Source organism: Maribacter arenosus, from assembly GCF_014610845.1.
In the GTDB taxonomy this organism is placed as follows: Bacteria; Bacteroidota; Bacteroidia; order Flavobacteriales; family Flavobacteriaceae; genus Maribacter_A; species Maribacter_A arenosus.
Genome location: NZ_JABTCG010000005.1, coordinates 155,876 through 179,514 on the forward strand (window position 1 = coordinate 155,876; position 23,639 = coordinate 179,514).

Sequence of the window (23,639 nt, forward strand, 5' to 3'; positions counted from 1 at the left end):
AATTTGTTTTATTCCTTTTTTAAAATTCCTTTTCTTAGCGACTCCCCTTTCAGGCCTATCCTGTGGGACGAGTTTACTATCCGGTCCAAAATGGCATCGGCGATGGTTCCTTCCCCGATAATATCGTACCATGCCGATACGGGTATCTGTGATGCTATGATGGTAGAGGTCTTGTTATGGCGGTCGTCGATAATGTCCATCAATGCTTCCCGTGCATGGTTGTCGAAGCTTTGCAGGCCGAAGTCGTCCAATATCAAGAGCTCCGCCTTTAGGAGCCTGTTCAGTTCCTTGAGATAGGTGCCGTCCACTTTGCTGAGCTTTAGTTTTTTGAGGAGCCTGGCGGTATTGGAGTATATGGTCCTGTATTGCATCATACACGCCTGGTGCCCCAGGGCCTGCCCCAAGTAACTTTTCCCTGTCCCGGAAGCCCCTGTGATGATGATGTTCTCCTTTCGGGACATAAAATCGAGCGTTGCCAGACGATCGAACATGTTCTTGTCCAGGTTCCTGTTCTGGTTATGGTCGATGTCGGCAAGGTCGGCCCGTTGTTTGAACCCCGCCTGTTTCAGGAGCCTTTGGATCTTGCGGTTCTGGCGATCCTCCCATTGATGGTCGGTCAACAGGGCCAGGTACTCGTCGGGGGTGCTTTTTTCGATACGGTTGTCCTTTAGCTGTTGTAGGTGCAGCTCCGCCATTGCCCCCAGGCGCATCTGTTTCAGTTTTTCGACGGTCTGATTGTTGTTCATCATATCGGTTTTAAGTTATACGTTTTACTTGTAGTTGGAAGCTCCCCTTATATTTTGATGTTCCGGTATATGGGGCCTGTCCTCTTCCAGATCTTGGAAGAACAGTGAGCTTTCGTCAAGGTTGTTCTTCAGGATATTCCGGATGCGCCTATAGCTGACGGCATCGGCCTGCAAGGCCCGTTTGCAGGCATTGTCCAATCGCCGTGAACCGTAAGACCTATGTAACTGTATGACGCCCATGGCCCTTTTGTACCCTATCTCCGGATAATCGACACGGGCGATGATCTGCTCCACACAGGCGGCTACGTTGTTGCCGTGGGGGATCGCCCTGTTCCTGAAGAATTCCGGGCTCCAGTCGCTATAATGTCTATGGGTACTGCCCAGATGTTCCTTGTTGGTGGTATAGAACCCTTTGGAACCGTTGCGTTGGTGCAGCGCGATGCGCTGGCGGTTATAAAATACCTCTACCGCGCTCTTGGTATAATGGATAACGGTCTCCCTGCCGATATAACGATAGGGAACGCTATAGTAGGATTTGTCGGGGGAAAAATAGACATATCCTATTTTCTGCACTTTTGCCCTACAGTAGTCCTTGAGCTCGTAACGCGCGGCGGGCAGGGGCTTCAGGTATCCGCGTTCCGCGGACTGGAAGAGTTCCAGGCGGCTGGCCTCCTTGCGTTTGAACAACAGGTCGTTATAGCGTTCCAATAGGCTCTTTATCTCCCGGTTCAGGTCTTGCAGGGAGAAGAAGGTCATCTCCCGTAAGGGGTAATAGATACGTTGGTAGGCGAGATGGACGGCATTCTCCACCAAGGCCTTGTCTTGCGGCGAATAGCCCCGTGCAGGATTGATCACGCAGTTGTAATGGCGCGCAAAGTCCTTGAAACTGCGGTTGATCTGCGCTTCGTACCTGCTGGATCTCGTGACGGCGGACTTCTGGTTGTCCGACACGATGGCCTTGGGTACGCCCCCATAAAAACGTAGGGCGTTGTCGCAGCAGCCGATCAGGTCTTCCCGCTTTTGGCTCTTGCAGGCCTCTACATAGGTATACTGGCTATTGGGGAGTATCGCCACGAATACCTCGACCGGAACGACTTCACCGGTGCGTTTGTCCACGACATGCAATTTCTTGCCCGCGAAGTCGATGAACATCTCCTTACCGGCCTCGTGTTCGAGTTTCATCGAACCCTTGATCTTTGCGTATTTGCGACGGTAGTGTTCCATGAACTGCGTATACCCGTACGGCTCCTTTGCCCTTTGCGCATATTCGTTATAATGGAACAGAAAGGTAAAGCCGGGATGGTTCCGGGCCTTGTTCATCCCCTCGAAATAGAGCATTAGCGCATCGTACCTTTCATTGTCGATGGTGGTACGGGAAGTGAAAAGTACCTCTAGGCGGGCATTCTCGAAGGTCAGCAGTTCCTTGAAGGTATAGTCGCTCCCCTTGAACAGGCGCATATACGTATTTACCGTATTGCGGGAGATGCCCAGGGAAACCCCTATGTTGCGGTTGCTGTAACCGTCAAGGTGTAAAGTGATAATCTGTTTTAGGTCCATTGGATCAAGTGTGTTGGCCATATCGTGCTTTTATGTTAGCGCGATAAGGTATTACTTGATCTCCCGAAGTGGCACAAAACGAAACGTTACGACTGGCACAGATCGAAACCTTTTTAAGCTTGCCCAAAATCAACTGGCACAAATCGAACCGAGAACATTGGCACGGTTTGAACCGAAATCACTGGCACAAAGACTCCGAAATCGGTGGCACAATCCGAACCGAATTAGCCATTTGCGTCGGGATCAATTGTAACGAATATCTTTTCCAAGGTAAACCACCTATTTATAAATTTAGCCAGTCAATTGGATTTCATTACCAAAATTGTATACCAATTCGAGAACTTACCACATGATTTTAGTGACTATCCAAAACTCAAGTGTTCTAATATTTTGTATGGCGATTCGAAGAAAATTAAAAAAAACAAAGGAGTCAACACCCTTTTCCATAAAACTAATAATATCCGTTTAATACTAAATTTAAGAAATGAAATTATACACAATTCTTCATTTGAAAACATTCCTAAGGTATATCAACTTTTTGAAGAGAATAAAATAGTTGAAAAGTTCATATTAATACCGGATACTACTGATGGTAATTTTGATAGTTATAAGAATCGAAATAGGTTTTTTAACAACGATACAAAGCTGAACGAAATTTTACCGGATTTAGTAACAGAATTTTGGACGAGTATGAGAAACACAGTTAAAACAATTTCATAATTATTTTGAAGAATACTCCTTAAACATAGACCAGTTGGGCTTTTGAGTCCTCAATATTTTTAATGAGTTTGTCTTCTGGAATTACATTGTCTATTAAGGGAGTTACCAAATCAATATATATTAATTTAAAATGCAAAAATATTAATTCCCCTATTTCATGCACGTCCGCATAGAAATTGTCGCTCCATTCCTCATGTGTTATTCCGTTTTTAAGATAATAATTTAGCTTGTCAGTGTTCTCTTTCTGAATGTAGAACCAAGGATTGTTTTTTTTGCCTGTTAAGGCAAACACTCTTGCTGCATCAAATTTATCTAAGAAAATTTCATCTTTGGTTGTTAAATCAGCTGCAAAAGTTTCAAGACCTATTTTTAGCAAAGTTCGTAAAAGCATATCTCTTTTCTCAGACATCGTTGGTATTATGGTTATTTTTTTTTGTCCACTTAGTGTTGATTCCTTAAAATAACTATTTGGTTCATATATTAATTTCCCTAAACCACCACCAGAGGTTAATTTACCCTCCCAATAGGAAAACCAGGGAGCTTTCCCTTTTTTAGTTGGTATGCCTAAAAGTGTTCTGAAATTTGAAAGCGGATGTGTTCCAAGTGCTTGTTGCTCTATTGTTGAGCCGAATTTATTTTGGCAGCTGTCGCAAAATAAGCCATCAGGCAATAGTGCCCAATCGCCCCCGCCCAACGATTCTGGAATAATATGTTCTTTTGTATTGAAAACTGAGGAATCAGTGGTTCTACAAAATATACATTTGGGTCGGGTCACAAATAAATAATTAGGTTCCTATATCAGGACTTTGAAATAAAGCTTTGATTAAAATATCAATAGCTATTTCTGCATCCTTTTGTTGTCTCCTCTCCAAATCATCTTCGTTTAAGATACTTAGTACCTGTTTATCCGTATGGCAATGGACGTAACTATTCCTCAATTGCCTAAGAACTGTAATATCCTCATTCCCTTTGCAATATTTTTCTAATAATCTGGCCGTTCCTATCTTATCACATTGCGCTTCCGTTTCTCTAAGATGGGCATCAATTATTGATATCGATAGAATAACGACAGTTATCCAAGCTCCAAGGCAATAACAAGCTTTTGCTTCAAAAAATAAGGCTACCGCATGCTCACTAATGAGGTAGTTAGATTTATCAGTAAATTTTTCAACTTTATTCTCTATCCATTTCTGTCTTTTATCCCATAAAAGTTTGTTTGGATACTCTGACATTTTCATGTTTCAATAAATCTAATCTTCTTTATAAAAGTCCAATGTTAACTGATTATCATCCGAGCTTTCGTTGTAAAGTGAAATAACTCTTCTATAAGCCTCTTTTTGGATTTGGGTAAATCGCAGTGCTAAACTGACGGCCTTTTTCATTTTGTCCTCTTTCCATTGACTCTTTTTGAGTGTTTTAAGATTTAAGAAAACTATGAACAAAGCGCCCTGAGCTGAGGACAGTAGATTACTAATTGCCACACCAGAATCTCCTCTAGTGGCTTTATAACCATTATCAAAAATGAAAAATGCATTTTTCATTAGTTGCAAAGAGGTTTCGCAAATTTCTATTGGGATGTCAGTTGCTTCCTTCAACTTATCTACGGCTGTTTGCCCATATTTTTCTTTCTCAGTACTTCCTTCAGCAGCTTTGTCTCTTAACCTTCGGTAGTAAGAGACATCATGAAAAATCTTGATGTCAGAATTAAATAAGTTTTTATATGTGTCTATGAACTGTTCTTCAATCGTTTTAAGGATAAACTCAAATTCCTTCTTTTTATCTTCGTAGCCTTCGCGGCCTATCGACAATTTAAGAACAGTTTTCATAAGTTCTACGCCAATCAATCCCGATAACGCTGAGGCACTACCAGAGCCTGGAATATGGTTTCCCTCTCCGAAAGCCTCGATTAATTCTAATGCCGGAACTGATAAATAATCTTTATCTCCTGCTTCCTCCTTTTCAATTAATTCAAGTTTTCCTTGTTTTGACATAATAGAATTAGCTAATTGGAACTACGCTTTCATAGATTCGAGAATAAAGCTTCTGTTAAAATATTTAAATGTTTGAGGAGGTGTAAATGATGGAAAAACCTCTTTTACTTTTTTCAAAGGCATTTTAGTTTTAAAACGACGGACATTATCCAAAACTATCGCAACGGCGTTCTCGGTTTCGGAATAATATTCATCAAACCTAACTTTATCAATTCCTAGTATCTCGGAATGATTAATCCAAATTTCATCAGGTGTGGACTTAAGAACCTCTTTGATTTTGCAAATTCCAAGAACAGCCATTTCTGGAGAAGTACTATATACAATCATCAGATCTCCCGGGTTGGCCTTCGGTCTAGATTTTCTCAACTCTATTTTTTTTGAACCATCAAAAATTAGATTCGCAAACTCTGGTTTAACTGATATTACAATTATTTTACTCATAATTCTCGGATACTCCTCTTTTGTAAATTTCTAAAAAAATATTATTATCAATTGTCAACGGAGAAGGAAAAGTATTTTTCTTTCTATTGTTATCCACTAATATTTTATTGACTTCATTTAAAGGTACAGCATTCTTAAAAACTTCTGTATCGCTAAACTTTAGGGCTTTAATCACTTTTTCTATATCGTTTTTGGCTAGTCGAAAGACATCCTTCCATTCGTATATGCCAAAATTCTTGAACTTTTGAAAAAGGATTTTTGAAGGCCCTATATAGACTTCGTCCAAATAGGAACAACCTACTATCGATTGAGATCGGCTGGAATTATTTCGATTAGTACTAGAACTTGCATACCACAAAATTCTTGCTGGAGATTTCTCAGAAACAGGATTGACACTTCTATAATATATGTTTTCTCGATTCCACGCCAACTCTGGTGGTGCTCCAAATAGGTTCGATCTAGATCTATAAAAGTCAAAAAGCTGACCTGACCATAACGGCTTAATTGGTATTATGTAGGTCGGGATATCCAAATCTGTAAATTTTATGGGCCAAAACATTCTTTCTAGGCTATAGGCAAATGTTTTTGGTTCTTTACTTAATCTTTCGCGAAAGCTGTCGCTGCGTAAGAACTTACTAGGTATCCTGCTATCCGAAAGAACGGCTGTAGAATTCGTTATTCCTGTCAAAGCAATTTTTGTCCAAATTCCTTTTTTCAAGGAAAAACTAAGTGATTCCAATGTTTCCTTATCGGAATCGCCGAGGAATTGGTCTTTTATTTTTATTATTGATTTATGATTCTCAATTGCGTAATTGATTAAATCGAACACCAATTGTTTAAAAAGTATCAAGGAAACTTTTGTGTCGCCAGTTCGGATGGCCGTTATAATTAAAGTGTTTTTCTTGAATTCGGCGCACCAAAAACCTAGTTTAACGCCTTCTTTGTCATGAATGATTTTTACCTTCGCCCCGTTTACATTACCCGTAATAGATGTAAGTATTCCTCGAAGTTCATGCTTTTTTTCTCCTTGTTTCTTTCTTAAAAAACAATCAATTAAAGGATTGATTTCTTTTGATTCTAATTGTCTGTATTGCACATTTACTCCAGCAATCCTAGTAGCTATATAATTTGAACGGTTGTTTATTTGGTCCAGCATCAGAATGAAATCTGTTGGAGTCAAAATTTGAACACCAAATTTTTCAAATATTTTTTCCTCTGCTTCTAGTAAATTGATATCGGTTGTAATGAAGTATTCTATGTCACAAGCTATACATTCAGATAGTTGTTTTTTATCTGATATATCATTCTCAGTACGTCCAACTATGATTGTCTCAACAGTCTCAAAAATATCATCTCTTCGGACTGGATTAAATTTTGCCTCGCAAAATTTGGTAACAAAACTTCTTGATTCTGCTGCGCGATCAGTATCCTTATCTCGTAGAATTTCGTTGAAGAACTCAGGGGCATAATAGTAATCGATTTCGTCAACTAACCAATCTGCCATGAGATATTTCGCACCGGTCTGCTCATCCGAATTTTTATCTCTAAGCTTAATAATGATGTTTGCATCTAATAGCGCCTTTACCTTATCAGAATTGGTATTTGACAGAGAGAATAAATCGTGATTTCCAAAATCGTACCACCATATAACGAGAAAATGCTTTTTCTTAGACCTGCTTCTAATCCGATTTAGGGCCTTAAAACCGTATGTCCTCCAGAATTTGGTCGCCTCAACATAATCTTCACGACAACTGAGTACAATTCCTTTTAATCTAGTTGAAAATTTATCTCTTAGTTCATTAACAAGGAGTTTGGCAACGCCCTTATTTCTATGATTTTGGCTTATGCATAAATGAACTACCCTAATGGTTCTTTTGCTAACAGTAACAGAAAATAGAAGGTATCCTAATAAATCGTTTGCATTTGAAAATGCTCCTATTATGTTACCTTTCTTCGCATGTTCTTGAAAAGCTCCTTTCGGAAAATGCCCAAGTGTTTTCGAGTTTTTTGTTCCTAATGAGATTACTTCATCTAACAAGTCATGGTTACGACCAATTATCTCAATTCTAGTGATTGGGCTTGATGTAGCTCGAGCTTCTATTTTGTTAATGGTAGTGATTTCAACTAAGTTTGGTTCATCGCAATGTAGGAAATATTATACGATTTCAAAATTATAGTAGTCTGTACATTTCTGCCCATTAACTTATAAACCTCCCAAAAGCATTTTATTATGGAGGTTTCTTAGTATACTCCTCAATATGAAATTGCTTCAATGGAAACGAAAACCGATAATCATTTTGGGGTTCATCGATAAAACAAAAAAGCAACAAGCCCTTAAAGTATAGCGCGTCGTATTTGTACATGACCGAAATATGCACTTTATTAGAAATAACCATAGTGCAGTCTTCGATTATTTCATCCCTCCATTCCATTCCCTGATCATCCATGGCCATATGGACCCTCTTTAGTATTCCTTCAGGTAGATACTTTTTAATCGTAAGCCCTTCAATCAAGTCTAGTTTTCGCATTCCAATATAAATGGTCCTAACATCTGTTTTCTTTTTCATTTGACTTTTACCCTGATCCATCCACATTCAGGAAGTTCATATTTATCGACTTCCATTATGGTATGAACTCCTTTTTGGGGGTATCTATATTTTAGCCTTGTTCCGTGCTCGTTTGCCTCCAAAAAGAATTGATTGAGGCGTCTGGGCTTATTGAGCTTCCTGTTCCAGCAATGATGGTTCAAGGTATTTTCGCCTATCTCCCGTAAAAGGGTAGTAATGGCGAACCGATCATTATTTCTAAAAACAATATTGTAAACAAACATAATTTGGATATATTCCTTATTTATGGATTTATTCCAAATGTATCAATCGTTTTTTATACTTTTAAAACTTTAACAATTTTCAGTAAATTGAAATTTAAATAAACACGATTTGTTATGTGCTACAGTACGAGAGCTACAAGAAAGGTCGGAGAGTTAGAGGATTATTATGAAATTGAAAGACTGCTAGGGGAACAGGAAGAAAAAGAATACGAATTAATATACAATCATGCCAACGGCTGGGCACACCCCAATATGTGGATTTTTCCTCAACAGCGAAAGGGTCATATGATTCCGGCAAAATGGGGTATTATGCCCTCTACCGCAGAAGGTACTGAATTGAAAGAGTATTTTAAGAAAAACCGTGGGGCCTACGGTGGACTAAATCTCAGGTCTGAAGATGTATTCCATCATTACATGTACGGCGACAATGTTTTTACCAAGCGATGCATAATTCCCGTTGATGGTTTTTTCGAGCCACATACCACTCCGGTAAAGGTCAAAGGAAAACCTTTTAAGGTTCCGTTCTACTTTAGAAGAATAAAAGACAAACCTATGAACCTTGCAGGTATTTATAATGTTACCAAAGATAAAATGGTCACTTTCTCTATTTTTACCAAAAAGGCTACCCCTTTGTTCGAAGACATACATAATCAACCCAGTAACAAATATGGAGATTATAGAAGGCCTGTAGTACTTGAAGACGGCGAAGCTGAATACTGGCTAGAGGATGACCTGGACAAAGATGACCTAATCGATATTCTGGACAACGACCTGCCCGACTTTGAATTTAAGACATGGCCCATAAGCAAGGACCTACATAAGGCCGAAAGTGATAGACCTGACATTATCGAGAAGGTTGTGTACGAAGAGTTGGCAATCGATTTTTGATTCCGTTCTATTTACTTACAATCTTCTTCTTAGTATCAATTCCCGATTCCCTTTCAACTCTTTGAGACTTAGTTGTAACTTTTCATTGTCCCCCAAAGTAAATTTCGGTAGTACATAAACAAACCTTGAAGTCTCCGCATGCCTAGTTTTGTCAGGCATTTTATAAACATATTGAGGCTTAAGCGGTACGGATTGATATGAAGCTCTGCGTTTTTCATTACCGATGACCATCCCTACTTTCAGATAATCAATATCAAAATCAATACCCGATTCGTTCTTGATTTCAAACTGCATAAAGACCAAGTCCTCGAAATAAACCAAATTCTTGATGGCCAATGACATACCTTCTTTTCGCTTTATAATTTTCTTACGCTCTGGTTGTTTGAGCATTGCTTTTGATGATTTTTCCAAAAACGCTTTTGGATACTGTTTGTGTACAATCAAATTGGAATCCTGTTTTAGCGTATCACGAATTACAAGAGACTCCCTTTGATGTTCATGTCCGATACTTTCTGAAAAGGATACAAAACGGTTCAGTTCCTTCAATGAATCGGCATACTTGATGATGTATGAATATACCTTACCATCTGTGGTAACCACAAGAAGATTACTTTGTTTTCCCTTGGTTGCCTTTAAAAGGCCCAAAGGTTGTGCGCGTTCCCGATTGTAACTGAAGACATAGTTATTTGCCCCGACGATTCCCTGACGTATGTTCGCAGGGAAGAAAAGTGCTAGGTTCATTTTTTCATTGGCATAAATGGTATCCAATTGTTGAGGCTCTTGGGCAAACGTGATATTACCCAAAATAGATAAAAGAAAAATCAAGAATGTATGTCTCATAACTTCGGTTTTAAAATGAGTTTGTAATTATTGTTGACCGTCACCCTAACGTTACGGTTATTGCGTTGGAATACTTTTTTTACTCCACTTACCCCAGTATTGACCGCCCCTGAAACATCAGGGACGCCAGGAATATTGAATTCAGAAATCGCATCGCCCAAGACCTCGTTGAAGACATCGCCCCGAAAACTGTTTCGTATATAAATGCCTTCCAATCCATCGGCATTATCATAAGCCTTGAGCTTCAGAGGTATTCCCTCGATGTTTTCCACAGTCAAGATGACCCGATTGGGCCGGAACTTTACGATTCCGTAGAGCAATGTATTTTTTTCGATTTCCAAACCTTGGATAGTAGTGTTTTCGGTTACCCGCATTTGCAATCGGTCATTTACCCTTATGGTCTGCTCTCCATCGATCTCGACTACCAAAGACTCACCGGTGCCGTCCGCCAAAACTTGTGGACTGACCGCAAAGAACAATTGATGCTCCAGACCCATTGCCTTCAATGGCGAAATAGTGTCTTTTGTATCGATTACCTCACTTTTCTTTCTTCGCTTTTTACGTAATGGTTTTCGGGTTCCCGAAGCTGTAGAATCTTGGGAGTAATCTATACGACCGATTCGGTATATACTATCCACGATACGCTGTTTCTTTTTTTCCAAAAGGTCTTCATCGTATATTCCCGATTCATCCAAGAAACGTTCGTCATAAATGCTGGGGGCAATCCGTTCCCTTTCCTCCTTAATGGCATCGACGGCCACTTTTTTTGAAGCGTACATTTCTACTCCCTCTTCAAGTTCCGGAACCAAAGTCTGTTGCAGGATATCGGTATCTTCATTATCCCCGCCCAAAACAACAATTGAATATCCAACTATGAATAGGATGACTACTCCTAATACGGACAGGAACACTATTTTCTTTTTATCGAATTTCATAATTCATATTTCTTAAGTTCATCCTAATCTTCGTCCTTCACTTTCTTCAAGGAACTCTCGAAGTAGTCCGTAATGAGTAGCCCGTGGGTGTTCTTGGGATAGTTTCGGTCTACCGTAATAAGTTCTCCTGTTGAGACCATTTCATAGCGGTCGATAACAGACCCCCTGTTTATCTCGAAAACTGTAATTGTTTTAAAACGATAGGGTTCAGCCCTCAAATCCACTTGTGATTCAACGTTCAGCACTTTTTGCACAAGGGAGTATTGCAGAATTCTATTATAAACACCATCGGCCTTTTTCTGCCGATAGACATTGTCCACCGTGCTGTTTCCCAGCCAAAGGGCTTTCTCCAAATTGCTTTCATAGTTACTGTCATCGATACCGTAGAAGTATTCATGGAACAGTTGCAAATGGGACAATGCCTCTACTTGAAGGTTTTCCTTTTGGGATACCAGCTTCAGGGGAATAACGGAACCATCCGTATTCACGGCAAAGGCACTATCCATGGCTTTTTGGTACATATTGAATACCATCACCCCTGAAAATACGCTTGATAAAAGTGCTGTAACAGTTACTATAATCGTCACATATCGGTTCAATTTAAGTACATCATAAATGTTCTTATACGGTAGTTTCATATCATCTTATTTATCGCCCTTATCAGGCTGTGAACAATCTTAGGGTGAAAGTGGTCGCCCTTTTATATAGTTTGAATTTTAGGAAGACGATAAACCCAATGGTCGCGGCTTCTACTAAAATTTTGATGGTATTGTTGTCCGTTGGCCCTCCCCAAAGGTTCGTCCAGAAATTGGCGTTTATTTCCGAATACAATTGGTTCACGAAAATGTTTACCAGGAAAAAAGCAGGTACGAGCATGTAGACCGCAGCATACAATTTGAAAAAGGTATAGGCCATAGTTCTGAATTTCTCAAAAACCGCCAAACTGATGACCAAGGGAAAAAAGGCCTGCATGATTCCTAATAGGAAATATCGCTCTGCCAAGAACAAGGGGTAAATGAACAAATCGATCATCCATAGGATCAATCCGATGAAAAAGCTGAACATCTTTATCCCGAATACCGGAGTGATCAAAGCTTCGTATAATAAGGCCCAAGCTTTCTTGGCCGCATCGAAAGCACCAACATCCTCTTCGATAGGTATTTCCTGCAATTGCAAAGGAATAAGGGCCGGAGCCGTATCGCGATACTGTCCTTCGATAGCCACTAAAATACCATCGAAAAAGCCCAGGATCTGCGTTGAGAATATGACCAGTAGGACGATTACAAAATTCTTGGCGAGATCCCTTGGGGATAGTCCCCATGAATATCCTTCCTTATCGGCAACTCCTTCATTGTATTTTTTGAGGATGTTGACCAAAAAGAACAGCACGGCCAAGACCTTGATACCACGAATGGTATAGGTAGAAAAGTCGGTGCCCTTGATCGTCTCAAAGACAGCGTCCACGTATTCAAGTCCTATGCTCAAGGAAATCATGAGTTCCATCTTTAGTAATTGGTTTTCCTATTATTGATCTTGTCCTGCATTTCACGAAAGGCGATGATGTCACGATACCGCTCAGTCTTACGCTCGATTTCGGTCACCATTCCCTTGGACTCCTGTTGATGTGCACGGATGGCCCGCATGCGTTCCCCATCCGTCAACTTCAAATGGTCGCTGGACAGGATTTCGTTTATGAACTCCAAATCCTCCGTAGCTTGATCTAAGATGGCATTGAACGATGTCGATATCCGCTCCACTTCATCCGCCCTTATATGCGGTGAATTAAGAATATCCCTTAAATCTCCCTGCACCGTATCATAAAGTCGTTTGTTATTGCGGATGAGTTCTTGCACTGCCTTTAGTTTTTCAATTGCCGCGCTGACCTTTTCGATGTTCTCTTTCTGCTTTTTCAGGAATTTGACCGTCTTGATGATATTGGCGGTCTGTTTTCCAGCTTCCAACAGTTGTTTGACAAATGAGATGAAGTTCACATTGTCATAAACAGGTATTCCCTGAGCCGTGGCACAGCTGGGCATTGATAAAGCCAAGATTAGGGATGTCGTTAAAAGTATTTTCTTGATTTCTATTTTCATGATTTCTGGGTATTGTGATGACAAAGCTTATGGCTTTGGTCATCTGATTCAACATTCATTATTTATGCTATGCGGCTTTGCGTTCCAAGAACCGCCTGATAGCTATTTCCATATTGTCTTCCTCCTTATAAAGCGCCATTATGGCCTCGTTGTCGGAGCCGTCGGTCAGGTAGGCCGCGAATACTTCTGGCGGTACTTCCAATCGGAAGATGTTACTCTCCTTTCCGATCTTGATGAACATTTCGGTGTATTTGCGTTCACCAGTAAGGTCGTTCTTAATGGATTTTAATTGGTTCAGGTCGTGGCTCGAAAGGTTGAGCCGCTTTATCAATTCATCATAACCCTTCTCATTGTTAAGGCTGTAAATGACCTGTGTGTTCTCTAGTATACTTGCGGATGTGGAATTATCAGGAAGTTGGTTGATCGACTGTAAAATAATGCCAATTGCACCTTCCTGCTTTCGGATGGCTTGATAGTAGAACTCTACACTTTCCAATACGTTCGGAAATTTCAGTTGCTTAGCGAACTCATCGAAAAGGATGATTCCCTTTTCTTCCTTATTGCGCCAAATGGTTCTTTGGATTGCCGTTTTGATAAGTTTTAGCATAACGGACAGGATTTCCTTGTTGTCCTTGACCTCGTCCAGTTCGAAGACGATCAATCGCTTGTCCTCTATCTTATAGGATTGGTCTTCGCTCATCTCAAAGAGGAAACTATACAATCCGCCTTCCACATATTCCGAGAGGATGTGCAAGAAATTGGTAATGTTGAAATACGCCTTGTCGATACCAAGGGTCTCCAAAAGTTGCTCTCTATTATTCCTTATAAATCCATAAAAACTCTCCAAGGAATGGGCTTCGGAAACAGTTTTGTAATAATGTTGAAGAATCTTTTTTAGCGATACCGATTGTGCTTTGGTCACTTTCAAGTCCGATGCAAGTAGTTCGAACAGAAAGACGGAAAGATCTTCCAAACGCTCTGGACTTATATCGTTTACATCCGAGATATAAAAGGGGTTGATACCTAAGTTCTTTCCGCTCTCATAACGCAGAACAGTATACTGCTCGGGGTATAACTGTGCGAACTTGGTATACGAACCCCCTAAATCGATGATGACCAGACGGACATCCATTTCAAAATATTGACGGAGGATGTTATTCGCCAAAAAGGACTTTCCCTCCCCAGTAGGTGCGAAAATGGCAAAGTTCCGAGCCTTGATACGCTTCTTCTTTTCATCCCAAACATCTTTCAAAACGGGAATATTATGTTCACGATCGTTGAATATGATTCCTGTTTTATCTGATTGATAATTCGTATTGTTTATTAGCAAACACAAGGCATGCTTCAAATCGGTCACGTAGAGGTCTTCGTTCGAAAAGTTGGAAGCGAAACAGCAATAACTATTCAGGAAATAGTTTTTTCGTTCTTCGCTACTAGGATAATAAGGAACGATATCAAGTTCCTTAAACTCCGTCTTAATTTGTGAAGCAATTTTTTCTAGGTTCCGCGCCTCGCGGTGCCAGTAGATGACATTTAGGTGTCCGCGAATGATTCGGGAGTTATCATCGGTATTGATCTGCTCTTGAATGTGTTGGATTTTCTTAAGGATGACCTTGTTCTGTGAACCAAAATTGGAACTCTTATTGAGTTCCTCGATTTTCTTATCCAATAGCTTTCGCCATTTTTGTTTGTCATCGAGATAGATAATCTGGTTGACTACATGGTTTTCGTTTAGGGAAAGCCCAAGTCCATCTATAAAACCTTGATGGAAACTGAAATCATCCGAGGTAAAACGTTCGTTTATCTTACTGGTCTGTACTTTCTCGCCAAAACAGCTTTCACTGTTCACGGTAAGCACATCGAAATGGTTCTCCCCTATTTGGATGTCTTTTCTACCCAATTCGATGGCCGTATCGAAACCGTAGTTATAGCCATTGAAATAATCCGAACTCATTGATACGATTTCTTGGCTCCTCATCGGTATCAGCGACACCTTTCGTCCATTATTGATAAAGGAAACCGAATCGTTCACAGCCGCTTTGAAACGCTGCAGATTTTCTTGCAGCACTTCGGGAATCTTCGCATCCGCTTTACGAAAGGGGTTGACATATTTTGAGTTGTTGAGCTGTTTGTTCTTGGTAAGGGTAAAGAAGAGATACCCTTGGTGTTCCATATGCTCCCTTCCTTTAAAGTAATCGTGCGTGGCCCTCGATAGAAACGTGTTATTGGGTAGGTTTTCCGAAGTGAAGGATTTTTTGAAATAAATGTCCTGTTTATGAACAACAGTTCCAACGGGTAAGGATTTCATTGCCTGGAACCAATTGCTATGAAGGTCCTCAAAATCCTTTTCCGAAAGGGAATAGATCTCAGGTAGCTCTACCTTATAGCAAGCCACCACATTCCCGTTGTTACAGAACAACAGATGATCTTTGATGTCCGCTATGGGATGATATTTAGAGATATTGATCTTCGACATGGTTCAGGATATTGTCTTTTTTATTACTGATACTTTTAGGGAATACTTTTCTGATATTGAAAAGCTGAGTGCTGCTGTTCATTTTATTTAGAGCTATAAAGAGGCCAGCGTTCCAAATGAAAAGCGAGAGCACCATGATCAAGCTGAAAGAGAAAATAATGACCAACAGCGAGGCTACGACGGACACCATCAAAAGGGCAAAGAGCGATATGGGCAGACCCCATATCAATGCCCCTTTGCGGATGTTCCGGTAAACCTCATAGCTTCTCATTACACGACTATTGAAATGAGATAGGTAAAGATGCCGACTACGGCACCAGCTATAAGCACGAATACCAGTACCCTTGTAATGCCCTTTTTGAGGTCGGCGTTTTCACCGAAGAAGTGACCCGCATTAAATAGGAAACCTATGAGAAAGATGACCCCAAGGATAATGGGAAAGATGGCACGGATGGTATCCGATACATCGTTTACGGAATCTTCGATTCCACCGACCTGAGCGTAACTGGCAAGGCTCATAAACAGGAATGCCAGCGTTAGACTTTTAGCTTTTTCCATAACTGATAATTTTAAGGTCGAAACATTTTCGGCCTGTGATTAATTATTATGAAATGTAGAAGTGGAATGAACTTTTTACCGAAGGATTCCTAAAAATTAACTAGGAATAGCGTTAATTTTTGATGGAAGTTTATGGTTTTGGAAGATTCGTTGAATATTGCTCAATGAAGAATCTGAAAATCATGAATCGATGAGAGTGCCTATAATCTTCTTTATATGTCTATTGATGTTGAGCAACAACAACACAATCGGGCAGACATTAACTGCGGGACGAAAGGTGGTTGTTCTCGATGCAGGACATGGAGGTACTGATTCCGGTACAGTTTCGGAAGATGGACTTCAAGAGAAGGATGTCGTTCTAGACATTGTCCAGCAGATGAAAGTATGGAACAAAATTTTACTTGAATCCAAATATGATATCTATTTGACAAGGAGAAAGGATACCTTGATTTCATTGACCGATAGAACCAAGCTCGTCAAACATCTAAAGCCTGATGTTTTTATTTCTCTGCATTGTAATCATATAAATGATACTAACATACAAGGTATAGAGATTTATACCTATTATAATAATGAACCATCCGAAATGTACGCCCAAACAATTTTGAATGAGCTAAATCAAAATCTGGGCTTTATGACTAAAAAACCCAAGAAGGGCAATTTTCAGGTTTTAAGGGAAACAAAAGAGCACTGTCCTGCGCTTCTATTAGAGCTTGGGTATTTGTCCAATTCAAGTGAGTCCTACTATTTAAAAGACAGCCAAAACAGGAAGGCATTGGCCTTATCCATATTAATGTCCATTTAAATCAAGATTATGAAAGAGCTATTATTTGAGGTTGTAAAAAGTATTGGGAGTGTTGTTCTAGTTGTATGCAAAGAGGTTTCCATGCTCATTAGAAAATATGTGAAACAAAGTTTGTAAATTTATAAGTGGCCAAAACTATGTTTTTTTTCAAGATTTGGCCAGATATAGAAATTATATGGGAAAGCTAATAGGTAGGGAAAGTGAAAAAAAAATACTGGAAGGTGCACTAAAAAGCAGTCGGCCTGAGCTTATCGTGGTTTATGGTAGAAGAAGAATAGGGAAGACATTTTTGATCGATCAAGTTTATAAGAATCATATTCAATTTAGATTTTCAGGAATTCATGGAGCTTCGTTAAAGGAGCAGCTTTCAAATTTTCATTTACTTCTATCAGACAAAAGACCAAAGTTAAACGAACCAAAAAGTTGGATTGAAGCATTCCATCATTTGGGTAAGTACTTTGATACCTTGAAATCAAAGAAGAAAAAAGTATTGTTCATCGATGAGTTTCCTTGGCTTGATTCAAGACGGTCAAAATTTCTTCCTGCCTTTGATAATTTCTGGAACAATTATGCATCTAAAAGAGAAGACATCATTGTGGTGGTTTGTGGTTCGGCAGCTTCCTATATGATTCAAAATATTGTAAAAAGCAAAGGTGGCCTTCACAATAGGTTGACCCAGAGAATACAGTTGTCACCATTCGACCTATATGAGACTGAAAAATTATTGAAAAGTATTGGCATAACTAAGTTAAATAGATATCAAATAGTACAACTCTATATGACTATGGGTGGAATACCGCATTACTTGGAAAAAATAGTTCCAGGCGAAAGTGTACCTCAAGTCATAGATCGGCTATGTTTTCAGAAAAATGGTTTTTTGAGGACTGAATATGATAATGTGTTCGCCTCACTTTTTGAGCAGTACGAGAACCATGAAATGGTAGTCAGAGCCCTGGCAAGCGTTAGAAAAGGATTGACAAGAAATCAGCTACTAAGTAAGATTAAAAAGAATTCCGGTGGAAGACTTACCAAAACTTTGTTGGAACTCGAGCAATCCGGGTTCATAGAAAACTATCTCCCGTATGATGGAATCAAAAATTCCATATATCGGCTCAGTGATGAATATTCTATGTTTTATATAAAGTACATTGAAAAAACAAAACCTTCATCAAGGCCATTGTGGTCAAAAATGGCGGGGAAACCTTCCTATAAAATCTGGTGCGGTTACAGTTTTGAAACAATTTGTATAAAACATATCGAACAGATCAAGGAGGGCCTTAAAATATCTGGAATCCATTCTACCCATGGAAGTTGGATTGAAAAAAATGACGGCAATGGCGCCCAAATTGATTTGTTAATTGATAGAGACGACGATGTCATAAACCTATGCGAAATGAAATTTTATGATGCACCGTATACCTTGAACAAAAAATATGCCCATGAGATTGCTAAGAAGACCAACGTATTCATTGAAAGTACCAAAACGAGGAAAAGCATATTCGTAACCTTTATAACTGCAAATGGTTTGACACCTAATTCATATGCAAAACAATATGTACAAAATGATCTCACGATAGAGGACCTATTTAAAAAATTATAAGTGGCCAAAACTATATTTTTTCAATAGTTTTGGCCACTTATAAATAATACTATGCGCTTTTTTTATAGAGCCGAATGGAATCTTCTAATTTGAAATCAGCCCATAACAAGGGATGGTCGCTTGCCGCATCTTTTTCTTTCTCTACAGTTTCATAAGTTTCCCATTCCGGTTTATTCAACGGCCACATGCCCTTTCTGTTCATGCCAACCGTGTTTATTTTATCATACAAGATAGGAGAAACCAATAGGTAGTCTTTTTGCTTAATGTTGACACCCATTCGATAAGCCCCCATTCGATAATAGCCTGCATCTTTTCCTGAATCCACTATTACATCAAAAGATTGATGTTTAACAACGTCTGAAACTCCTGATTCCATAATGGGAGAAATACAATCGGCATAGGAAGGAGCATTTAAGGTGCCTGCGATAACAATATTTTCAATTCCTTTTGAAAGTAGGTCGGTATAGACTTCGGCTACCTTTTTAGCTTGCCTTTTTCGCAAAGTGTCAGATGCGTTTTCACCTGCTAGCTGACAACAGAGCAAATACAATGTTTTGCTTTCCGGGGTTTTAATTTTGTATTGCTGAAAATCTGTATTAAAGAGTAAGCTGCCATCTGTATCTCTTTCATTTGAAAAGGATTTCAAGGATTTTAAATGATAACCTTTCTTTAAAAGGATGCCCATACCTAAACCCTTACCGTCATTTCCCTGAAGGTGCATAATCTCTTCATAATTTGAGCTTTGATTCTCTTTAAAGAATGAATTATGAAACTGAATAAGTGATTCCCTGTTTTCAACTTGTTGCACTAAAATAATATCAGGATTTACCTCGTTAATGACTTTTGCTTTATTGATTATTGAGTTCTTGGATATCGGTACCGATTTAAGCTTTGTCCAACCGTTCCAATCGGTCATGTATGATGCTCGTGTCTCCATAACTTTCATTGACGATTTCACGTGCAGGCTTCCGTCAAAATTCAGCATCGATAAATATGGTTCGTACGACGCGCTGTGAAAGCCTAAAAGATTTGCCAATTCTCGCATGCGAATATAATTTTCCTCCGTCCGCTCTGCTTTTAGCATTAGAATCTCAAACTCTTCTTTCCAAATTTCGGATTTGATTTCATATTCCAACTCCACCATTTCGGTATGCCTGTGGAATAGATTTTGAATATTAAAGGTCGCTATTTTCATGCCGCATTTCTTTTAAAGTCAATCTCATTGTTCTCTAGGATCTCATTAATCTTTTCCTCATCGTAGTAGATGATACCGCCAAGTTTTGAAAAGGGTATGGTTCCGTTTATCCTGAAATTTTGCAGAGTACCAGGACTTATTTCAAGTTTGTTCATTACTTGTCCCGACTTGATCCAATGATCGATTCCTATCCTGCCATGTGTTACGAGTAATTCTTTGATTTCGTTGAGCAGTTTAATTCTAAACTCCTCTAAATCTTCGGTAGTAATTATATTTGCTGCCATAACCCATTTGTTTACATTAGAATTAATCTTTAGGGAGCCAATTACTATCGTTGTAATATTTTGTATCCCTTTAAACAAATTTGATTATAAACGATGGAGAAAATTCAACAGTACACCTGACCTCCGGTCAAATTTTAACATTTTTAGAGAAAGTATTATCCTCGGATAACCTATCACGCGTCAGCACTGTCCATTCTGTCTTCCAACCCTCTTGTAAGGTCTTCCATGAATTTGGCCCGGCTTTTTTTCCTTCGACGAATTTCGGAATAGATTTTATAAATATCTCCAGAGTCATGGTTAAAAACCCTACGAAGAGCCCTATCAATTATTGAAATTTCAATCTTACCATCGTTTACCGCACCAACACTTACCAGAGCGTATATGAGTTCAACATAAGCGGTATTTGAAAATGTCCATCTCAATTCACTCTCAGAACATTCATCGCATGGTGGACAGTCGGAATCAATTTTTGCAAGGCGCTTTTTCAAGTAGTCTATCAACCTCTTATTTGCAAATAACTTGGCCAACAATAAATCGTGAGATGTACTGAAATCCTTATCACGATAATAGTGTCTCGAATAAGTAATATTTACATCTCGAAAATATGCCCTAGTAAAGTAATTCTCATCTAGGTGGGTTTTGTCCTGCTCAATGTATTGCGTAAAGTCAAGATTGTATCTGAAGAATCGATTGATCTTATCCATCTTTTTCTGTATATACTCTTTTTGGACATCTTGGTTACCAACTGGAAATTGAATTTCAAATGAACGCAGTTCCGAATAGTACACCAAATTGGACAAGGGAACTTGTTTGATGTATTTAAAGAAGTGGATTTCGGCATCGGTATTTTTAAACTTGAAGCTTGAAATCTGTTTTTTGAATCGATAGATAAGATCTCTGCATTTCGTGATAGATAGATCACATTTTTTAATGACCTCTGAAATTGTATTTTCAAGGACGTTTAATTCTTCTAATAGCTTTTCTGAAAGTAATGCTCTTTCCATATCCCCAAATTTTGACAACAGTTAACACCATCGTTCATTGTAGGAATGGGGATTCGTGTAGACGAGTATTGAATTTGAAATTTGAATTTCTTTGAGAATATCAAACCCCAAAAATCATGCCTTCATTATCGACAACTCCAAAATATACTTGAACCTGCTTAAAAATTCAAACTGTAATTAGGGAAACTAAGGGTAGGATTAGCCAAGTGGTATTTGTAATGAATGTAACTCCAATAAAAAAGGCTGAATCAAAAACCTATTTTGATTTCAGCCTTTTCTCGCAATTTGACCTTCAACGATAAACATATTGGAAACAAAACGCACGGAACCAAAATCGAACGATCTTAACACATTTTGTTTATCAAAATTTCGTAATCTTCAAAAAAACACGCTTTACGCAACTTTTCTTTCCGTTGATTTAAGTTTTACTTTGAGGTCCGAAATATCTTCGCTAATCTTCTTTTCCAATACTCTGGCATAGATCTGAGTGGTCGAAAGTTTCTTATGACCAAGTAATTTAGATACGGTTTCTATTGGAACACCATTGGCCAAAGTAACGGATGTTGCGAAAGTATGTCTTGCACAGTGAAAAGAAAGATTCTTGTCTATTCCACATTTGGAAGCTAAGACCTTCAAATATTTATTACATTTCTGATTAGAATAAACAGGTAAAAGCAAGTCTTCATTCTTCCCGTAAAGTTTATCCGCATATTTGTTCAGTATGGCCTTGGCCTTTTCCAATAATGGGATCTTTACGAATGTCTCACTTTTTTCCCTTCGCGTAAATATCCAATCATCCCCGTCCATTCCAAGAACAACGTGTTCAGGTTTAAGTTGCTTTGCATCTATGTAGGATAAGCCCGTATAGCAGGAAAAGACGAATACATCCCTAACATATTCAAGTCCAATGTCCTTCAAAGAAAGGCTTTCCATCAATTTCAATTCCTCGATACTCAGGAAAGGTCGATCATAGCGGTTGAAGTTTGCACGGAAAAACGCAAAAGGGTCTTTCTTGATGCAATCCAATTTAAATGCGATGGTCGTCATCTTTTTCAAGCGTTCCATATGCTTCATGATTCCATTATTTGTCAATGGTTGAGAGGCCTTTAACGGTTTACAATTCCGAAGGTAGTTCTCAAAACTAAGAACGAAGGAATAATTAATGTGGCCCAAGTGCACATTCGAAGACTTATACTTCTTTTTGATAAACAATAACAAGTATTTTTCCGTAGCACCATAATTCTTGGCCGTACCAGCCTCCAACTTCTGTACTTCATTATCCTTATGATATTGAAGCAAGTCCTTGAGTGTTCGCAAAGGTACGTCCTGACCGAGATATCTCAATTTTACGGACTGGGCAGTAAGGATCCTACCTTCTTCTAGGAGCTCTTTTTTGCTCTGGGTAATATCTTGGTAAACTTCCGTCAAGTCATCGTTTATAGACTTGGCTCCATTTACCTTGGTTTTTACCCTACCTGTATCATAAGACCAATAAGATTGTAATACAGAATGTTTTGTGCTGACATCGGCTCGGATGCCGTCTACCGTAATTCGCGCATAAATTGGGATAGTACCATCCTTTTTGGTGGAACGCTTCTTTAACCAAAATACTACGCTAAAAGTGTGTACTGTTTTCATCACTTTCGTTTTAGAGTTATTAATTCCGTTAAACGAAAGTCAAATCGCTGTGAAGATCAATTGCGAAGATTTAGGTGTAAGATACAAAATTGATATTTATCAATAGGACACCTAATAGGACACCTTCAAATATGATTCTAAAACCAATCAAATGAAATCAAGGAAAATGTAATTCCTTGATTTTCATTTGTTTAGCAAAAAGATGGTATTTAAAAATACCCTATTTGTCGGGGTGGCAGGATTCGAACCTGCGACCTCCTGCTCCCAAAGCAGGCGCGATAACCGGGCTACGCTACACCCCGAAATGGTCATCAACATATCGTTTTGCTCCTCTCTTCTTTATTTGACGTTCCAAGACAATCGCTTCGGAACGTGAAGATACCTCAATTTGCAAAACCAATTTCCAGAGGGTCCCACCTTTTGTAGAGGGAACAAACCCATGGTTGTGTCTTTTCAATCTTTTTTCGATATCAGCAGTCTGGCCTACATAATATCCTGAACGTTTTTCGCTATATAAAATATAAACGAACATCTTAGCTTCTTTTTGGGGTGGTCACGCCTTGGGCGTGACGACCTCCTGCTCCCAAAGCAGGCGCGATAACCGGGCGAGACTGCCACGCTTTTTCAGCGTGGTACACCCCGGACTGAGCGTTAATAAAATGTCTTGTAGACATTTTTAGCGAAAGGGCCAGCCGGCGGGCGGGCTTCCAATCACTAAGCTCAAACCTTAATTCCTTTGCCTTAGGTAAGAATTATACCTCTATTATTTCAAAACACAAAAAGCAATCCAAAACGAATGGTTCGGTTTTGGGTCGTTACGGCACGACAATGCTCCAACATCAGCTAAGACCCCCTACAACCCAAATAGTTTTTGCTATTCCTTTAAATCGAAACAGCCCGAAAAAGCGGAGAGACTGGGACTCGAACCCAGGCGACACTTACGCGTCGACAGATTAGCAATCTGCTCCGTTACCACTCCGGCACCTCTCCTATAATTTTTCTAAAGAACGTTCCGATATCGATCGGATTAAAATGCGG

25 protein-coding genes and 2 tRNA genes are annotated in these 23,639 nt (G+C 39.3%); 3 read left to right on the forward strand and 24 right to left on the reverse strand.

Annotated features, from left to right (window positions below; genetic code table 11):
* Positions 1–8: 8 nt before the first annotated feature.
* The 9 genes from istB to HPE63_RS14380 form a co-directional block, all read right to left on the reverse strand.
* Positions 9–746: an IS21-like element helper ATPase IstB gene (gene istB, locus HPE63_RS14340; protein WP_188315282.1), complete on the reverse strand. Its 738-nt coding sequence runs from the start codon at positions 744–746 to the stop codon at positions 9–11.
* Between the two features lie 24 nt (positions 747–770).
* Positions 771–2,324, reverse strand: coding sequence for an IS21 family transposase (gene istA / locus HPE63_RS14345; protein ID WP_188314982.1), 1,554 nt, complete (start codon positions 2,322–2,324; stop codon positions 771–773).
* Between the two features lie 718 nt (positions 2,325–3,042).
* On the reverse strand, positions 3,043–3,798 hold the full coding sequence (locus tag HPE63_RS14350) for an HNH endonuclease (RefSeq protein ID WP_188314983.1): 756 nt from the start codon (positions 3,796–3,798) through the stop codon (positions 3,043–3,045).
* Positions 3,799–3,808: 10 nt separating this feature from the next.
* Complete coding sequence (locus tag HPE63_RS14355) at positions 3,809–4,255, reverse strand: hypothetical protein (protein ID WP_188314984.1); 447 nt, start codon at positions 4,253–4,255, stop codon at positions 3,809–3,811.
* An 18-nt stretch (positions 4,256–4,273) separates the two neighbouring features.
* The gene (locus tag HPE63_RS14360) at positions 4,274–5,014 is read right to left on the reverse strand and encodes a cyclodeaminase/cyclohydrolase family protein (RefSeq protein ID WP_188314985.1); all 741 of its coding nucleotides are present in this window, start codon (positions 5,012–5,014) and stop codon (positions 4,274–4,276) included.
* A 21-nt stretch (positions 5,015–5,035) separates the two neighbouring features.
* Entirely contained in the window at positions 5,036–5,455 is a 420-nt protein-coding gene (locus HPE63_RS14365) for an ASCH domain-containing protein (RefSeq protein WP_188314986.1), read from the reverse strand.
* Positions 5,448–7,493 carry a GNAT family N-acetyltransferase gene (locus HPE63_RS14370; RefSeq protein ID WP_188314987.1) on the reverse strand — a complete coding sequence of 682 codons (2,046 nt, stop codon included), beginning with the start codon at positions 7,491–7,493 and terminating at the stop codon, positions 5,448–5,450. Before HPE63_RS14370 ends, HPE63_RS14365 begins: the two co-directional genes overlap by 8 nt.
* A gap of 190 nt (positions 7,494–7,683) precedes the next feature.
* Positions 7,684–8,022, reverse strand: a complete 339-nt coding sequence (locus tag HPE63_RS14375; RefSeq protein WP_188314988.1) for a hypothetical protein — start codon at positions 8,020–8,022, stop codon at positions 7,684–7,686.
* Entirely contained in the window at positions 8,019–8,285 is a 267-nt protein-coding gene (locus HPE63_RS14380; RefSeq protein ID WP_188314989.1) for a hypothetical protein, read from the reverse strand. Before HPE63_RS14380 ends, HPE63_RS14375 begins: the two co-directional genes overlap by 4 nt.
* Positions 8,286–8,399: 114 nt before the next feature.
* On the opposite strand from HPE63_RS14380, the gene HPE63_RS14385 reads away from it, so the two are divergent.
* Positions 8,400–9,173 carry an SOS response-associated peptidase gene (locus tag HPE63_RS14385; protein WP_188314990.1) on the forward strand — a complete coding sequence of 258 codons (774 nt, stop codon included), beginning with the start codon at positions 8,400–8,402 and terminating at the stop codon, positions 9,171–9,173.
* A gap of 15 nt (positions 9,174–9,188) precedes the next feature.
* Here HPE63_RS14385 and HPE63_RS14390 read toward each other — a convergent pair whose 3' ends face one another.
* The 8 genes from HPE63_RS14390 to HPE63_RS14425 all read right to left on the reverse strand — a co-directional run bounded on the left by HPE63_RS14390 (position 9,189) and on the right by HPE63_RS14425 (position 16,075).
* Positions 9,189–10,013 (reverse strand): DUF4138 domain-containing protein, encoded by an 825-nt coding sequence (locus tag HPE63_RS14390; protein WP_188314991.1) that lies wholly within the window; start codon positions 10,011–10,013, stop codon positions 9,189–9,191.
* Positions 10,010–10,948, reverse strand: a complete 939-nt coding sequence (gene traM / locus HPE63_RS14395) for a conjugative transposon protein TraM (RefSeq protein ID WP_188314992.1) — start codon at positions 10,946–10,948, stop codon at positions 10,010–10,012. Before traM ends, HPE63_RS14390 begins: the two co-directional genes overlap by 4 nt.
* Positions 10,949–10,971: 23 nt before the next feature.
* The gene (locus HPE63_RS14400; protein ID WP_188314993.1) at positions 10,972–11,586 is read right to left on the reverse strand and encodes a conjugal transfer protein TraK; all 615 of its coding nucleotides are present in this window, start codon (positions 11,584–11,586) and stop codon (positions 10,972–10,974) included.
* 22 nt (positions 11,587–11,608) lie between these two features.
* Positions 11,609–12,451 (reverse strand): hypothetical protein, encoded by an 843-nt coding sequence (locus HPE63_RS14405; RefSeq protein ID WP_188314994.1) that lies wholly within the window; start codon positions 12,449–12,451, stop codon positions 11,609–11,611.
* A 2-nt stretch (positions 12,452–12,453) separates the two neighbouring features.
* Positions 12,454–13,041 carry a conjugal transfer protein gene (locus tag HPE63_RS14410; protein ID WP_188314995.1) on the reverse strand — a complete coding sequence of 196 codons (588 nt, stop codon included), beginning with the start codon at positions 13,039–13,041 and terminating at the stop codon, positions 12,454–12,456.
* A 67-nt stretch (positions 13,042–13,108) separates the two neighbouring features.
* Positions 13,109–15,517, reverse strand: coding sequence for a TraG family conjugative transposon ATPase (locus HPE63_RS14415; protein WP_188314996.1), 2,409 nt, complete (start codon positions 15,515–15,517; stop codon positions 13,109–13,111).
* The gene (locus HPE63_RS14420; protein WP_188314997.1) at positions 15,495–15,788 is read right to left on the reverse strand and encodes a hypothetical protein; all 294 of its coding nucleotides are present in this window, start codon (positions 15,786–15,788) and stop codon (positions 15,495–15,497) included. Before HPE63_RS14420 ends, HPE63_RS14415 begins: the two co-directional genes overlap by 23 nt.
* Positions 15,788–16,075, reverse strand: a complete 288-nt coding sequence (locus HPE63_RS14425; RefSeq protein WP_138658712.1) for a hypothetical protein — start codon at positions 16,073–16,075, stop codon at positions 15,788–15,790. The genes HPE63_RS14420 and HPE63_RS14425 overlap by 1 nt, the downstream gene beginning before the upstream one ends.
* Before the next feature lie 190 nt (positions 16,076–16,265).
* On the opposite strand from HPE63_RS14425, the gene HPE63_RS14430 reads away from it, so the two are divergent.
* Complete coding sequence (locus tag HPE63_RS14430; protein WP_188314998.1) at positions 16,266–16,880, forward strand: N-acetylmuramoyl-L-alanine amidase family protein; 615 nt, start codon at positions 16,266–16,268, stop codon at positions 16,878–16,880.
* A 175-nt stretch (positions 16,881–17,055) separates the two neighbouring features.
* Complete coding sequence (locus HPE63_RS14435) at positions 17,056–18,480, forward strand: AAA family ATPase (RefSeq protein ID WP_188314999.1); 1,425 nt, start codon at positions 17,056–17,058, stop codon at positions 18,478–18,480.
* Positions 18,481–18,529: 49 nt separating this feature from the next.
* On the opposite strand, the gene HPE63_RS14440 is transcribed toward HPE63_RS14435, so the two are convergent.
* From HPE63_RS14440 to HPE63_RS14470, 7 genes are all read right to left on the reverse strand, one after another.
* Positions 18,530–19,675: an exonuclease/endonuclease/phosphatase family protein gene (locus HPE63_RS14440; protein ID WP_188315000.1), complete on the reverse strand. Its 1,146-nt coding sequence runs from the start codon at positions 19,673–19,675 to the stop codon at positions 18,530–18,532.
* The gene (locus HPE63_RS14445) at positions 19,672–19,959 is read right to left on the reverse strand and encodes a helix-turn-helix domain-containing protein (RefSeq protein ID WP_188315001.1); all 288 of its coding nucleotides are present in this window, start codon (positions 19,957–19,959) and stop codon (positions 19,672–19,674) included. Before HPE63_RS14445 ends, HPE63_RS14440 begins: the two co-directional genes overlap by 4 nt.
* Positions 19,960–20,132: 173 nt before the next feature.
* Positions 20,133–20,963 (reverse strand): RteC domain-containing protein, encoded by an 831-nt coding sequence (locus HPE63_RS14450; RefSeq protein ID WP_188315002.1) that lies wholly within the window; start codon positions 20,961–20,963, stop codon positions 20,133–20,135.
* A 393-nt stretch (positions 20,964–21,356) separates the two neighbouring features.
* Complete coding sequence (locus HPE63_RS14455) at positions 21,357–22,601, reverse strand: site-specific integrase (RefSeq protein WP_188315003.1); 1,245 nt, start codon at positions 22,599–22,601, stop codon at positions 21,357–21,359.
* A gap of 227 nt (positions 22,602–22,828) precedes the next feature.
* A tRNA-Pro gene (locus HPE63_RS14460) sits at positions 22,829–22,903 on the reverse strand.
* On the reverse strand, positions 22,894–23,133 hold the full coding sequence (locus HPE63_RS14465; RefSeq protein WP_188315004.1) for a GIY-YIG nuclease family protein: 240 nt from the start codon (positions 23,131–23,133) through the stop codon (positions 22,894–22,896). Before HPE63_RS14465 ends, HPE63_RS14460 begins: the two co-directional genes overlap by 10 nt.
* A gap of 374 nt (positions 23,134–23,507) precedes the next feature.
* A tRNA-Ser gene (locus HPE63_RS14470) sits at positions 23,508–23,591 on the reverse strand.
* Positions 23,592–23,639 lie beyond the last annotated feature (48 nt).